The organism is Synechococcus sp. MU1611 (assembly GCF_020514255.1).
Classification (GTDB): domain Bacteria; phylum Cyanobacteriota; class Cyanobacteriia; order PCC-6307; family Cyanobiaceae; genus Parasynechococcus.
In genome coordinates this window covers 367,209-379,991 of record NZ_VTLC01000001.1, presented here as the reverse complement: position 1 = coordinate 379,991, position 12,783 = coordinate 367,209, and the positions used below count along the sequence as shown (strand labels likewise).

14 protein-coding genes are annotated in these 12,783 nt (G+C 55.9%); 6 read left to right on the top strand and 8 right to left on the bottom strand.

All coding sequences use genetic code 11. The annotated features are described in order from the left end of the window. Positions 1 to 79: 79 nt before the first annotated feature. From FZZ92_RS02165 to FZZ92_RS02155, 3 genes are read left to right on the top strand one after another with little or no spacing between them, the layout of a single operon-like run. Complete coding sequence (locus FZZ92_RS02165) at positions 80 to 1,051, top strand: permease (RefSeq protein ID WP_370520005.1); 972 nt, start codon at positions 80 to 82, stop codon at positions 1,049 to 1,051. Between the two features lie 13 nt (positions 1,052 to 1,064). Beyond that, positions 1,065 to 1,718, top strand: a complete 654-nt coding sequence (locus FZZ92_RS02160; protein WP_226422677.1) for a TIGR03943 family protein — start codon at positions 1,065 to 1,067, stop codon at positions 1,716 to 1,718. Continuing rightward, complete coding sequence (locus tag FZZ92_RS02155; protein WP_166017081.1) at positions 1,715 to 3,037, top strand: hypothetical protein; 1,323 nt, start codon at positions 1,715 to 1,717, stop codon at positions 3,035 to 3,037. Before FZZ92_RS02160 ends, FZZ92_RS02155 begins: the two co-directional genes overlap by 4 nt. Positions 3,038 to 3,182: 145 nt before the next feature. Here FZZ92_RS02155 and FZZ92_RS02150 read toward each other — a convergent pair whose 3' ends face one another. Together FZZ92_RS02150 and FZZ92_RS02145 are read right to left on the bottom strand one after the other, a co-directional pair. Next, complete coding sequence (locus FZZ92_RS02150) at positions 3,183 to 4,283, bottom strand: hypothetical protein (protein WP_226422467.1); 1,101 nt, start codon at positions 4,281 to 4,283, stop codon at positions 3,183 to 3,185. A gap of 73 nt (positions 4,284 to 4,356) precedes the next feature. Beyond that, entirely contained in the window at positions 4,357 to 5,262 is a 906-nt protein-coding gene (locus tag FZZ92_RS02145; protein WP_226422466.1) for a metal ABC transporter substrate-binding protein, read from the bottom strand. Between the two features lie 118 nt (positions 5,263 to 5,380). Between FZZ92_RS02145 and FZZ92_RS02140 the strand changes: the two genes are divergently transcribed. Beyond that, complete coding sequence (locus FZZ92_RS02140) at positions 5,381 to 6,070, top strand: metal ABC transporter ATP-binding protein (protein ID WP_115025352.1); 690 nt, start codon at positions 5,381 to 5,383, stop codon at positions 6,068 to 6,070. Continuing rightward, entirely contained in the window at positions 6,063 to 6,851 is a 789-nt protein-coding gene (locus tag FZZ92_RS02135) for a metal ABC transporter permease (protein WP_166017083.1), read from the top strand. The genes FZZ92_RS02140 and FZZ92_RS02135 overlap by 8 nt, the downstream gene beginning before the upstream one ends. A gap of 195 nt (positions 6,852 to 7,046) precedes the next feature. Here FZZ92_RS02135 and FZZ92_RS02130 read toward each other — a convergent pair whose 3' ends face one another. The 5 genes from FZZ92_RS02130 to FZZ92_RS02110 form a co-directional block, all read right to left on the bottom strand. Next, entirely contained in the window at positions 7,047 to 7,280 is a 234-nt protein-coding gene (locus FZZ92_RS02130; RefSeq protein WP_226422465.1) for a hypothetical protein, read from the bottom strand. Positions 7,281 to 7,576: 296 nt separating this feature from the next. Then, positions 7,577 to 8,230, bottom strand: a complete 654-nt coding sequence (locus tag FZZ92_RS02125; RefSeq protein ID WP_226422464.1) for an OmpA family protein — start codon at positions 8,228 to 8,230, stop codon at positions 7,577 to 7,579. A 4-nt stretch (positions 8,231 to 8,234) separates the two neighbouring features. Continuing rightward, positions 8,235 to 8,915, bottom strand: coding sequence for a hypothetical protein (locus tag FZZ92_RS02120; protein ID WP_226422463.1), 681 nt, complete (start codon positions 8,913 to 8,915; stop codon positions 8,235 to 8,237). A 102-nt stretch (positions 8,916 to 9,017) separates the two neighbouring features. Next, positions 9,018 to 10,124, bottom strand: a complete 1,107-nt coding sequence (locus tag FZZ92_RS02115) for a glycoside hydrolase family 10 protein (RefSeq protein ID WP_226398151.1) — start codon at positions 10,122 to 10,124, stop codon at positions 9,018 to 9,020. A gap of 152 nt (positions 10,125 to 10,276) precedes the next feature. Next, a complete protein-coding gene (locus tag FZZ92_RS02110) occupies positions 10,277 to 11,272 on the bottom strand; it encodes a ribose-phosphate pyrophosphokinase (protein WP_226422462.1) in 996 nt (331 codons plus the stop codon). A 41-nt stretch (positions 11,273 to 11,313) separates the two neighbouring features. On the opposite strand from FZZ92_RS02110, the gene FZZ92_RS02105 reads away from it, so the two are divergent. After that, positions 11,314 to 11,829, top strand: a complete 516-nt coding sequence (locus tag FZZ92_RS02105; protein WP_370631226.1) for a hypothetical protein — start codon at positions 11,314 to 11,316, stop codon at positions 11,827 to 11,829. Here FZZ92_RS02105 and FZZ92_RS02100 read toward each other — a convergent pair. Next, a complete protein-coding gene (locus tag FZZ92_RS02100) occupies positions 11,826 to 12,758 on the bottom strand; it encodes an LCP family protein (protein ID WP_226422460.1) in 933 nt (310 codons plus the stop codon). The genes FZZ92_RS02105 and FZZ92_RS02100 overlap by 4 nt on opposite strands. Positions 12,759 to 12,783 lie beyond the last annotated feature (25 nt).

The window sequence follows — 12,783 nt, the reverse complement described above, 5'->3', positions numbered from 1 at the left end:
AGCCTGCCGGGCAGGCCGATCAACAAACCGTATCGGCGCCACCCGATTGGTGGCCTGAGCTGGGAACGTTGAAAGGCACATGCCGCTCGAACGCTTGGACAAGCTCGCCACCGCCTGGGCGATCTTTCAGGGGTTGCTGTTGGAAGCCATTCCGTTCCTGATGCTGGGCGTCGCCATCGCGGGGCTGGCCAGATGGGCGGTGCCGCCGGGCGCATGGATCGACAGGCTCCCGAAGAACCCCGTGCTGGCACCGATCATCGGCGCCTTAATGGGGTTTGCACTGCCGGCCTGCGAATGCGGCAATGTCCCGGTCGCCCGCCGTCTGCTGGCCAGCGGTGCCCCAATGGGCACCGCGTTTGGCTTTCTGTTTGCTGCGCCGGTGCTCAATCCCATCGTCCTGGCCAGCACCTGGGCGGCCTTTCCCGATCAGCCCTGGCTTCTGGTGGCCCGACCATTGGGGGCTTTTCTGTTGGCGATCCTGCTGAGTCTGTTGCTGGTGCAATTGCCCGAGACACAGCTGCTGGCAACAGCGCTTCTGGAGGAACGCCGCATGAGCCAGCCCCTGAGCAACGTGGGGCTGCTGCAGCGCAGCAGTGGCCTGATTGGAGCTTCATCCACAACAAAACGCCCAGCCACCAACCAACGGATCAAGGGCTGGCAGGTGTTGGATCAAAGCTGCCGCGAGTTTCTCGATCTCCTGGCCCTGCTGGTGCTGGGGTGTGTGATCGCAGCTCTGGTGCAGACCTGGCTGCCGCGCAGTTGGCTCTTGGCCGTTGGGGGCGCACCGACGGCGTCGATCCTGGCCTTGATGCTGCTGGCCGTCGTGGTGTCGGTCTGCTCCAGCGTGGATGCCTTTCTCGCCCTCGGATTTGCAGCTCAGATCACGCCAGGAGCCCTTCTGGCGTTTCTGTTGCTGGGCCCCGTCGTTGATCTCAAACTGGCGGGACTTTTCACGGTGCTGATGCGCCCACGGGCCATCGTGATCACTGCGATCAGTGCGAGTCTTGGGGTGCTGCTGATCGGTCAGTGGATCAACCTGTGGCAGCTGTGAGGGGCTGGTCGTGCTGAAGAGCGGATCCCTGATGGTGCTCTGGGGCCTCACACTTCTGTGGAGTTTCCACAGTGGCCGCCTCGACCTGCTGCTGCGGGGGGTCTTTCACAGCCTGGTGGGGGTCACCGGCCTGTTGTTGCTGATGGTGGGAGTGGCCCTTTTGCTGGAAAAGGGTGGCCGCCGGGAACGGTGGCGATGGCCCTGGCTGCTCAGCGGCTTGATGGGCGTGCTGGTTTTGATGGTGCCGCCGACCCCCTCCTTTAGTGACCTGGCCAGCAACCGCCCCCAGGGCCTTCCAGATCCACCGGAATTGGCGTTTGTGCTGCCGCCGGAACAACGCAGCCTCACGGAATGGGTGCGTTACCTGCGCAGCCAGCCAGACCCCTATCTTGTCGCTGACAACCCTGTGCGAATCAGCGGATTTGTCTGGAGGCAGCCGGAGGGTCCACCGCTGATCGCGAGGCTCACCGTTCGCTGTTGCCTTGCCGACGCCACACCCGCTGGCCTGGCAGTGGAGTGGCCTGAGTGGTTCACACCAAAAACCAACCAGTGGTTAGCCATAAGCGGGACGATGACAGTGCAAAGCCGGAAGGATCTGCGCATCCCTGTCGTCGTTCCATCAACCATCACACCGATTGAGAGGCCCGAGCGGCCCCTGGAGCCATGAGGCAACGGTTGTTGATGCTCATGCTGATGGCCTGCACTGCAGTCCTGGCGCAGCAACAACTGCTGCTGCGCCGAACTCCGCGACTGGTGCAGCTCAAGCCCCAGCAGGTGCAGAGCGGCACCGCGGCACTGGATTTGCAGTTCAGTCGACCGATGAATCGGACCAGCGTCAGCGACGCCACCCGACTGGAACCGAACGTGGCCCATCAGTGGCTGGGGGAGACAACACCCCTGCGGATGGTGATCGATTCAAAGGTCGTGCTTAAGGCCCCGATCGAACTATCCCTCTCCGGCCAAGACCAACGCGAGCTGCTGCTGAATCGGCAGCAATGGTGGTGGGATCCGAGACCCTGGCTGATCGCGACACGGCCAGTGCCAGGCGGCGAGCAGGTTCAACTGCAAACGCGATCAGGAGGCTGGATTCCCATCAGTCGGGTCTGGCCTGCCATCCCCAGCGTCGTGCCATTAGGCAACGGCCGAGGCATCGCCCTGGTGGGGCGTGATCAGAACGGCACCGAACAGGTGTGGTGGGAGCAACTGACTCCCCGCAGCACCGCCATCAGCGTGGCGGCCTTAGGGCCACCGACTGTTAGCAGCACGCAGCCACTCTTAAAGGGGGAAGTGCTCTTCGCTCATCTCAGCAGCAATCTCAATGGCGATCTGCTGGTGCAAAGCGGAGGGTTCCGTCCTGGGAGCGATCAAGCCCTGCTGGTGCAGGCCAATGGCAAACGGAAGCATTTGGCCTTGAAACCATCCGGGCCGATGCAGTTGCTTCCCGCCGGGGGTGGCGTCGTGATGCCCACCTATGACGGCCTGACCCTTCGAGCGCTGGAAACAACGAACCAAAAGCCTCAGATCCTGCCTGGGAGCAGGGAGCTAGGTGCCTTCTGCGGCGCCTCCGGACGGGCTGTGCTGATCCGACATTGGCCGGATTACAGACGCTCGATCGAGCTGGTGATTCCTGGAAAAGCACCGAAACAGCTTCACCTTGGCGATCAGGCCGTACTTGGGGTGGCCTGCGACAACCGCGGCGAAAGGGTCTGGGCAGTTCTTGGTCGCTGGGAACAGCAACGCGGGAATCACGAACTGGTGCTGATCAATCAAGAGGGAAAGGTGTCACAACGCCGGGCCCTGGCCCCCTGGACGCTTAAGGCAGGAAGCCCCATCCAATGGAACCCAGTGACAAACCAATTGTTGATGACCCTGACGCAACCCAACCGAACCAATGCTCATGCCGGCTTGATTAACTCCGACAGCTTGCAGATCATCAAGGTCATCAACGACAGCATCAGCGAAGCGCAATGGCTCAACGCAGGCTGACCAGCAGCCTCAACTGATCAACATCAAAAGGAAGCAATCAGTGAAGAGCACGCCCAAATAAGACGTCAGGAGTGACAGCCAAGAACAAAAAAAGGAGGGCAATTATGCCCTCCAGATCAACTAAAAATCCGCCGATCGCCGAAACCTAGAAGGCAAAGGTCACACCAGTACCGACATGGTGCTGCCACCCTTCACCCCAGCCCGGAGCATCTTCCCAACTGTAGGTTTGCTGCCAATGCAGGAACAAGGTTGCATCGCCGACGGGAACAGAGAGTTCGATTTCACCAGCAAAGTCTGTGCGCGGATCTAAGCCTGCATAGCTGCCAGGGACATAAAAACGAGGGCCAGCCTCAATCATCAACGAGATTTCATCACCGCCAAATTTGAATCCCAAACCAACACGAGGATCGGTGTAATTACCGACGTACATCCCATCAGACTCCCAACCCTGACGGTGATCCAGAGAAAGGTAAACACCGTTCACCAGATCTTCAATTCCATCGCCTAGGCCAAAGTTGACATCTCCATCACCAAGAGCCCAGGTCAGATTTGCCCCTAGTTCATTCTTAAGGCCCTGAATATCTTCGCCTTGATCCTGAGTGACGTAATAAGGGTTCCAGGAGAGAGCAACACTTAAACGGTCATTCGGCGCATAACGGGCCTGAAGAAAGCCTCTGATATCCGTGCGCTTGAAGTCGGTGTCATGACCATGATCATCGTGGCCATCATGATCGTGATCGTCATGATCATCGTGGTCGTCGTGATCATCATGGTCGTCGTGATCATCGTGGTCGTCGTGATCATCGTGGTCGTCGTGATCATCATGATGGTCATCGTGGTCATGATGATCGTGATCGTCATGATCATCGTGGTCATCATGATCGTCGTGGTCGTCGTGGTCGTCATCGTGATCATGGACATGCACTTTTCCATAAAAGTGCTCAGCTTCTCCCCACACAAGTGCGGGACCTACAGCAGCCTCAATGACGATAGAGCCACCATTTTCGAGTCCCCACTCAAAAACACCACCAAACATGCCATCAATGGCGTAGTGCTTGGGATCTCCCTCGAGGTTGATATCAAATCCGCCATGACCTTCGATGGTGACGATCGGCGTGAAGTTGAATTCACCAGCTTCTAGAGATTCTTCACCACCACCACCATGGGATCCATGGGCCTGGGCGGGTGAAATACCCGCCAAGGGACTCAACAGAAGAGCCAGAAGCAGAAGACGTGAACGGAACATGAGATGAGATGAGATGAGATGAGATGAGACGAGACGAGACGAAAGAGAGTTGAAGACGGAAGTAGGAGTTACATCACCGGATCGATGACCACTGGGAATTCAACGAATTGGCTCCTGACTGATCACAGGAACCACCCTGACCATTGACGATCGTGCAGACGTTGAGCGTCGCTGTCGAAACGGCATTGCGACCTGCCGCAATCCCTTCTCCATAAAGAGGTGTTGTCGCGATCGGCAACCCCGTGTTCTTGCTGATGCGCCTAAGGGTTTTGTTCGGAGTAGCCGAAGGTGAAAAGATCGTTTTGGCACCGGAAGATTTCACTTCCTGCGTGATCTTGCGAAGACTGGAAGGCCTCAAAACGCCACCGGTGGTGTGACTGTCCAACATCGAAATCTCAACAAGTCCAAAGCGATCGGCAAGATGGCTGTAAGTCTTGTGATCAGTTACAAGGACACGGTTCTGAGATGGCAGAGAACCGAACTGCTTGGCTTCCCAGACCTGAAGAGCCTCAAAAACAGCCACGGCGCGTGCGGTGCGCTGCTGCAAGGCAGAGCGCTCACTGGCCTGCAGAACAGGTGACAGAGAACTGGATACAACCCGCACCATCGCAGCGGAATTGGCAGGATCGTGCCAAACATGCGGGTCGCTGCCTCGATAAGACGGCAGGGCAACTTCACCAACAGCGACAACCGTGCCGGGGTTCTTGAGTTTTTTGGCGGAAGGCGTCAGGCCAAAACCGATGTGAAGAACAAGATCGCTCTTGGCAATCTGACTGCGATCACTGGGCTTCAATCGATAGGAGTGGGGATCCCCGCCGGGAGGGATCAGGCAAGTTACCGAGGCGGCAGCACCAGCCAAAGTTTTGGTGATGTCGCAAAGCGTGCCATCAACTGCAACCACTACAGGTTGAGCCGCATGGGCAGGAACAACAGCAGCGCCAAAGGCCAGGGCCACACCGACGCCAGCCGATCGAACCAAGACAGAACGCATGGACGACGGAATTGAGAATGATTATCATTTTGCTGAACACATGGTTCCGCGCCACCATGAGGTGTGCAAAACAACAAGAGGCCCAAGTCAGGTCGCTGAAGAGTTGATGAGCGATTCGTCGTGCGTACTGAGCACAACCGAACTGAGTTTCAGCTACGGGGGCCGCAAGACCGTTGACAGGGCCAACCTGCAGCTTCAGGCGGGAACACTGACCGCACTTGTGGGGCCAAATGGAGCAGGCAAGTCAACGTTGTTGCATCTTCTGGAGGGGCGGCTCAAGCCCAGCCAAGGATCAATCAATTGCAGCAAGCAAATCGGATTGATGCCCCAAAGAGCAGCCATTGACTGGTCGTTTCCAATCACCGCTCAGGACATGGTGCAGCTGGGCACGCCCAGCAACTGCAACACAACATCAGCAAACCACCCCAATCAACTTCTGGAACGCGTTGGCATGGGAGCCATGGGGTCCCGGCGCCTCAGCCATCTATCCGGCGGCCAGCAACAAAGAATTTTGCTGGCAAGAGCGTTGATGCAACAGACCGAGATCCTGCTGCTGGATGAACCCTGCAGCGCCATCGATCCGCCAACACGGGAACACTTGCTCAGAGTGATGCGAGAACAGGCCGAATCAGGCCAGACGCTTCTGGTCAGCAGCCACGACTGGGGCAGCGCCCTTAACGACTACGACCAGGTTGTTGTGATGGATGGACAAATCCTTGCCAACGGAACACCCGAAACAGTTCGCGAAAAACTGAGCGACATGACCTGCATGATGGGGAGCCATTGCTGTGGTTGAGCTGGACATCTGGTGGCTTCTGCCCTTGGTGATCTCGTTGTTGATTGGAGCCATCTGTCCAGCCACTGGAGCTCTGCTGATCACCCAACGACGGGTCCTTCTGGCCAATTTGATGGCCCATTCCGTTCTGCCCGGCCTGGTCATCGCCCTCGCCATCGGCATCGACCCAAGCATTGGCGGGCTGGTCAGTGGACTGCTGGGTGCCCTGTTAGCGGAACGCCTGAACCGACGTTTCAAAGGCCGGGAAGAAGGTGCGATGAACACTGTTCTGGCTGGCTTCACAGCACTAGGCGTTCTGCTGGTGCCACTACTGGAAGCACGCGTTGATCTCGAGACAATTTTGTTCGGCGATCTACTGGCAGCCAACACAGCCGATCTGGTTCGAACAGCAATCTCAGCCAGCGCACTGTTGGCCATGGTGGTGTGGGGCTACCGCGACCTGGTGTTCATCGGCATCGATCCCGAAGGTGCCGCAGTTGCCAGACGACCTGTGATCCTGATTCGGCTGATCTGCAGCCTGATCACAGCCCTGGTTGTGATTAGTGCGATCACAGCCGTTGGCGTGATTCTTGTGATTGGTTTGCTCTGTGCTCCTGTTCTGATGCACGTCGAGCGGAGCCGAAGCCTCAAAGAATTAATGCTCAGAAGCGCGAGTACAGGACTGCTGCTATGTGGCGGCGGAATGATGTTGGCTGTTGCCATTGATCTGCCGCCAGGACCACTCATTGGCACGCTGTGCTTAGGGCTCTTGTTCACCTACAAAATTGCAGATCAAAATTAATGTGATCATTCTCTCAAAGAACTTTCATTTGAGATCATCCGATCAAGGCGGAACCTCATTCTTTTCATCAATGTGCGCTCTCGCTCCGAACGAAAAGTGTGCTGAAACCCAAAAAATAAAACAGTAAGAGTACTTGCCATACCCACACTAAATAGCGAGATAACTGTTGCCTCATTCATCGCGTAATTCATCTACTCAACGAACAACAGCAAACCATGCGCCAGCCAAGGCCGCAATAAGCCCACATGCAAGAGCCTGAAGAACGAATTGGCCTGAATCGTTCTTCTCCCATCGATCGATGACCTTCGATGCCGTGACAAAGGGCTCTTTATTCCTCATCAACTTATCGATGTACAGCTCGATGAACTGATCGTCAAGATCAAGCCTACGCAGCTTGGAACGGATCTGATTTACTTCAAACTGATTCATCATTCAATACAAACAAAGTTTTTCGATTGCGAACAACCTGAAGGGGAGAATCGGATGAATCACTGTAGAAAACATTGACCGCATGGGAATGCAGCCATTTAAACAGCGTATTTATAGGACTTTAGCGAGCCTGCCGTAGCAAGTGCGATTCGCCCTAAAAATCAGAATCACTGAAAGCAGCTTTATCAAGCAAAGTGTGTTCAATCAGGCCCCAGCGAGCAACAAAATGAATGAGAGCTGAACAAGATCATCCCAATTTTGGATGAATTACTATATTTGAAAGTAGTGATATGGAATTATTCTGAAGTTTTGACAATTATTTCTACACGACGATTGCGCTGTCTGCCTGCAGGATTATCTTCCCCCTTATCAGTTTCATTCGGCTCTATAGGCTTGGTTTCTCCAAACCCACTAACAACAAAGTTAATATCAGTCAATCCACCATTATCAACGAGCCATTTACGAACAGATTCAGCTCTTGCTTCAGAAAGAGATTGATTGTACGCATCAGACCCCTTCGAATCTGTATGCCCTTCTATACGGACATCACCACGAGCCATTTCAGTAATTTGCTTTGAAGCAATTCGAAGCGATGGAAAAGCAGAGGGCTTAAGACTTGACTTGTCGAAATCGAAAAGGATATCGGATGAGATCTCGATTAGAAGTTCGTCTTGCGACTTGGTCGATGTATACAAATCAATGATCGGGTAATCAAGGTCCTGAACAAGAAACTCAAGTTCTTTAATTGATTCACTCTTTTCCTTATTACTTGGATCATAAGCGAGCCCTCTTTCAATCTTCATACCCTGAACAGGAGCCTGGCGTGCAGTAGCAACAACATTGTTGGATCCAGCAAAAAGTTTATTAGCACTCAAGCATGAAATACAAGCAACCATTAGAAGAGATAGTGACCCAATCATGCCATGACAAAGGGGAATATCTTTTTTCAAGAATCTACTCCGATATAGGGATATCTTCCATTGGCGCCACTCCGGGTATGTAAATAGAAACTTTTTTGACATCAAGCGGAGGGGACGGGAATTTTGCCCAGAGATTTATACTAGATCCAGGTTCAATCGACAGCGGTGTTATAGATGTACTTACTACAGGCCTCTTATCTGCTCTAACCACCAAGTGTTTTCTTTGATTCGCACTATCAATAATGTATATTCCATCACCCCAGTTACCTGCGGCTAATTGATACTTACAATACCAAGAAGCACTACACTTAACTAACTCCTGGGCAACAGAAGATTGATTTGACATCCTCCAGTACACATTCAATGTATCTCCGCTTGCTCGCTTAACATTAAGGAGGGATACTTCAATCCCCTCAATCCGATAAGGCTCTGTCGCAATGACACCTGTTTGGTCATCAATATCATCCATTTGAGCGATCTTATTCAGATCATCTTTCTCTGTAACAACACCTCGTGCATTATCTATATCATCTCTAATAGCAATCTTATTAGGGTCATCTTTCTCTGCGATGACAGGCGTCTCTTGAGTTGGTTTCTGGCTCTTTATTTCGTTCGACTGCTTAGCGCTATCGCCATCGTTACTGCATCCTATTAACAAACAGGCTATCAAAAAATTAGAAGCCAGTAGGCCCAGACCACCCTTAAAAAGATTCATGCAATTCAAAAGCAAACATTGCATACGCATATAGTATATTTAAACCAGTAGCATTGGCATGATTTATTAAGTTAATTCAAGTTCTATTCAGTCTAGCTCGAACTATCCTTCATATCCCAGTTTTGCAAAGGCGTTCCGCCGAATCTGTCGATACCGATCGGGAACATGTACACCCCACAATCCCTCCCAATAGAAAAAAATCACACCGTGACCTCGATCACGGGCCAGTCGTACTTTTTGTTCCAAAACGGCCATGGATGTCGTGCGTTTGCCGAATCCCGCCAACACACCGATCTGAGAAGGAATACCCCAGCTGCGGGCTTTGCGTAGGGCGGGTTGATCCAGGTCCTTCGCAAAGCCTTGGACGGAGTAGGAGTAGTTCTGCACCACCAACTCTTCAATCAGCCCCCCCAAAGCCCAGAGCTCCCAATCCTGAAGCCAGAGGTTGTATGCCTGACGAAAGGGGCCGGGAGACAGGCTGATCCGTGTGGAGAGTTGCTCCTTCTTGAGACGCTGCCGTAACTCACGCAGAAGAGACGTGAGTTGGTTCCGACGCCATTTCATCCACTGTCGATTGCTGTGATCCCGCGGTGGTGCCATTCCCGTCTCTTGTTTGTAGAGCGCCACGGTGGTGGGGTCGTAGCCGAATTGAACCGGCCAGGCGAAGTGGTCGTCCAGTTGCAGACCATCCAACGGACAGCGCTTTAAGGTCTCCACCACCAAACCAATGAAACGGGCACGAACCTCCGGATGGGCAGGGTTGAGCCAAGCCATCCGATGGTTCCCGTGCATGGTCATCCAGCGTTGGCCATTCGCTTTGGCCAACACCCAGCTGGGGTTCTTGCGGATAACAGCTGAATTCGCCGGCTCCATCAAGCCGTACTCAAACCAGGGCATCACCTTGATGCCGCGGCGCCGACCTTCAGCGGCCAAGGTGCAGATGGGATCAAGACCGAGCCCCGCCTTCTGAAGCGGTGGCTCTACTGGAGCGAAACGGCTGCGGTGAAAGGTGGTTCCTCGGCTCCAGACATTGGGCACCACACGATTGAATCCAGCCTCCTGGAGCTGCTGCATCGCTGCGCTGATGAGCTTCCTGTCGTAATAGAGCTTGCTGGGGCTGTTGGTCAGCCACACCCCCATGGTGCTCCGGTTCCGCAGAAGCCGGTCCAATCGGGACTCCGCCATCAAGGGAGCCGGAAGCGCTGCCATCAGGCTGGCCAGGGCAACGCAAGCCAGTGGCCTCCAGCTCTGATCCACTGCTGTTGAAGCACCGCACCGCACCGCAAGAGTCGCTCGAATCAATCGCGATGCAGCCGCAGCAAGCCCGCTCGTTGAACAGTCCATTCCACCGAACCCAACATTCAGCGGAACATCGAGCTCACGGAGCTCTCTTCGTGGATGCGCCAGATGGCTTCCCCCAGCATGTTGGCCACAGAGAGCACCTTCAGCTGGGGGAAGACCCGGTCTCGAGGGATCGGAATGCTGTTGGTGACCACCACCTGTTCAAACAGGCCCTCGACGGAAAGGCGTTCACTGGCAGGAGGTGAGAACACAGCGTGGGTGGCGCAGGCCAGCACCCGTTCGGCTCCTTGCTCCCGCAACAACCGTGCACCTGCACAGATCGTGCCGCCGGTGTCGATCATGTCGTCAATCAAGATCGCCGTTCGGCCGGCCACATCACCGATCACCGTGAGGCTCTCAGCCATGTTGTGACCGGTGCGGCGCTTGTCGATGATGGCCAGCGGGGCATCGTTCATCTGCTTGGCGAACGCCCGGGCACGCGCCACACCCCCCACATCCGGAGACACCACGACGACATCTCCCAGATCCTGAGTGGAGAGATAGTCCACCAGCACGGGTGATCCGTAGATGTGATCGCAGGGAATATCGAAATACCCCTGAATCTGGGCGGAGTGCAGATCCATGGCCAGCACACGATCAACGCCGGACTGCACCAGAAGGTTGGCCGTGAGCTTGGCCGTGATCGATTCACGACCGGCGGTTTTACGGTCCGCCCGGGCGTAGCCGTAATAAGGGACCACAGCAGTGATCTGCCGCGCTGATGCCCGTCGACAGGCGTCCACCATGATCAGCAGTTCCATCAGGTGGTCGTTCACCGGCGCGCAGGTGGGCTGGATCAGGAACACATCGCAGCCCCGAATCGACTCCTGGATCTGCACATACAGCTCACCGTCCGCAAACCGCTTGCAGACGCGGGGGCCATCTGGCACACCCAGATATGCAGAGATCTCCCGCGCCAGAGCGGGATTCGAGGTGCCGCTGAACAGACGCAGACGTCGGCTATCTGGAGCCATCTGCTCCTGTTCGGCACGGGCTGCTGTCAGGAAACTGGTCACGGCGCCCGCGTAACGAATTCTGCTGTAATCCGATGGTAGAGGTGAGCAGCACCCCCATGTCCAAAGGTTTCCCACTGCTCGTGGGTGCGGGCCCACTTCCAGAGCTCAAAATGCGCCAGGCCTGCGAGGCCCTTGCCAAGGCCTGCCAATGCCCGTTGACCACCGTGCCCAGCGGTGCAACACCCGCAGCAGTCCTGAAGAACAATCCAGCTGCAAAAGGGCTTGTGCGGCTAAGCGGTGACGCAGCACAGCCAACGCCGGAGGGTGATCTCAGCTGGTTGCATGCCCTGGCTGACTGGCGTCAGACGGTGCTGCTGCTGACGACAGCCGACAGTGATGGAACGATCCCTGGCACGGCCCCGGCCTACACCGCCCTCTGCCGAGAACTGCATGTCCCCCTTCTCGGCCTGGTTCAGCTCCAGGGCCCCTGGAACGGCCCAGCACGACGCAGAGACGGCCTCAGCTGGCTGGGGTGGATTCCCGATGAGAACCATCCAGATCAGGCCGAATGCATCGTGGCTCTCGCCCGGAGACTGCAGCTCCGCAGTCCGGGTTAAGGCTGGGGCCAGAGGGGACGGCTCGCCTCGGGCTTGATTTGGCGGAGGGTCTGCTCACCGGCTCGGTTGGCCAATGGCAGGCGGGTGATTGCGGCAGGTTCAGGGCTGGCAATGATTGCCGCGGCCAAGCTCAGTTGTTCCGAACGACTCAGGTTGGTCTCCACGTCAGCATCCAGTTGGTCCACCAAAGCAGGGATCAACGCAATGCCACTGGGAGCCTTGACCTGTTCGATTAAGGCCTCAACAAGAATGTCCTGGCGCTGGCGACGCTGGGAGACATCTTTGGGGTCTGGCAGGTGGCGCACCAGCTGTTCCGCCTGGACTCCGTTCAGGCTTTGGCGCCCAGCCTGGAGATTGACGCTGTAGCCCTGCGCCTTGTCTTGGCGTTGATAGGACTGCCCGAGCACCACTTCCACTTCACCCAGGCCATCCACAAGACGGCGTAAAGCCGCACGGGGCATCACCACATAGCGCTTGGGATCGCCATCTTCAAGGCCAACAATGTCGTGGATGGCATCGCTGACAAGACCGACGCCACCCCGTTGCCACAGCTGGGCCAGGCTGCCGAGATCCTTCTCGCCGGGAAGCTGAACGCCAAGCTCGGTAGGGATCTGGAGCACCTGAAGCGGCTCCCTCGATGCAATGCGAAGCATCAAAAGGGCATCGGCATTGGCAGGCCCCTTGGGCGCGGCCTGATTGGTGGGCGCACCCAGACGATTCGCATCCAGACCAATCACAAGCACCATGACAGGGCTCTCGGGGAGAGGAGCCAAGGTTTCAGGTTGATCTGCGCTGAGAGGAGCTCCCTGGGCAACACGATCGGGTTCAGGCCACAGCGTCGCCAGCAACCACCCGGTGACACCGAGACCCAGCAACGCTGAACCGACACGCAGCACGCCGCGAACTCGGGGTGGCGACAACCAGTTCATTTCGCTGGAGCAAGCGCAATGGCGC

Coding starts and splice junctions, on each gene's coding strand:
- FZZ92_RS02165 (WP_370520005.1), top strand. CDS start 80: ATGCCGCTCGAACGCTTGGACAAGCTCGCCACCGCCTGGGCGATCTTT.
- FZZ92_RS02155 (WP_166017081.1), top strand. CDS start 1,715: ATGAGGCAACGGTTGTTGATGCTCATGCTGATGGCCTGCACTGCAGTC.
- FZZ92_RS02150 (WP_226422467.1), bottom strand. CDS start 4,283: ATGTTCCGTTCACGTCTTCTGCTTCTGGCTCTTCTGTTGAGTCCCTTG.
- FZZ92_RS02140 (WP_115025352.1), top strand. CDS start 5,381: ATGAGCGATTCGTCGTGCGTACTGAGCACAACCGAACTGAGTTTCAGC.
- FZZ92_RS02130 (WP_226422465.1), bottom strand. CDS start 7,280: ATGAATCAGTTTGAAGTAAATCAGATCCGTTCCAAGCTGCGTAGGCTT.
- FZZ92_RS02120 (WP_226422463.1), bottom strand. CDS start 8,915: ATGAATCTTTTTAAGGGTGGTCTGGGCCTACTGGCTTCTAATTTTTTG.
- FZZ92_RS02115 (WP_226398151.1), bottom strand. CDS start 10,124: ATGGCAGCGCTTCCGGCTCCCTTGATGGCGGAGTCCCGATTGGACCGG.
- FZZ92_RS02100 (WP_226422460.1), bottom strand. CDS start 12,758: ATGAACTGGTTGTCGCCACCCCGAGTTCGCGGCGTGCTGCGTGTCGGT.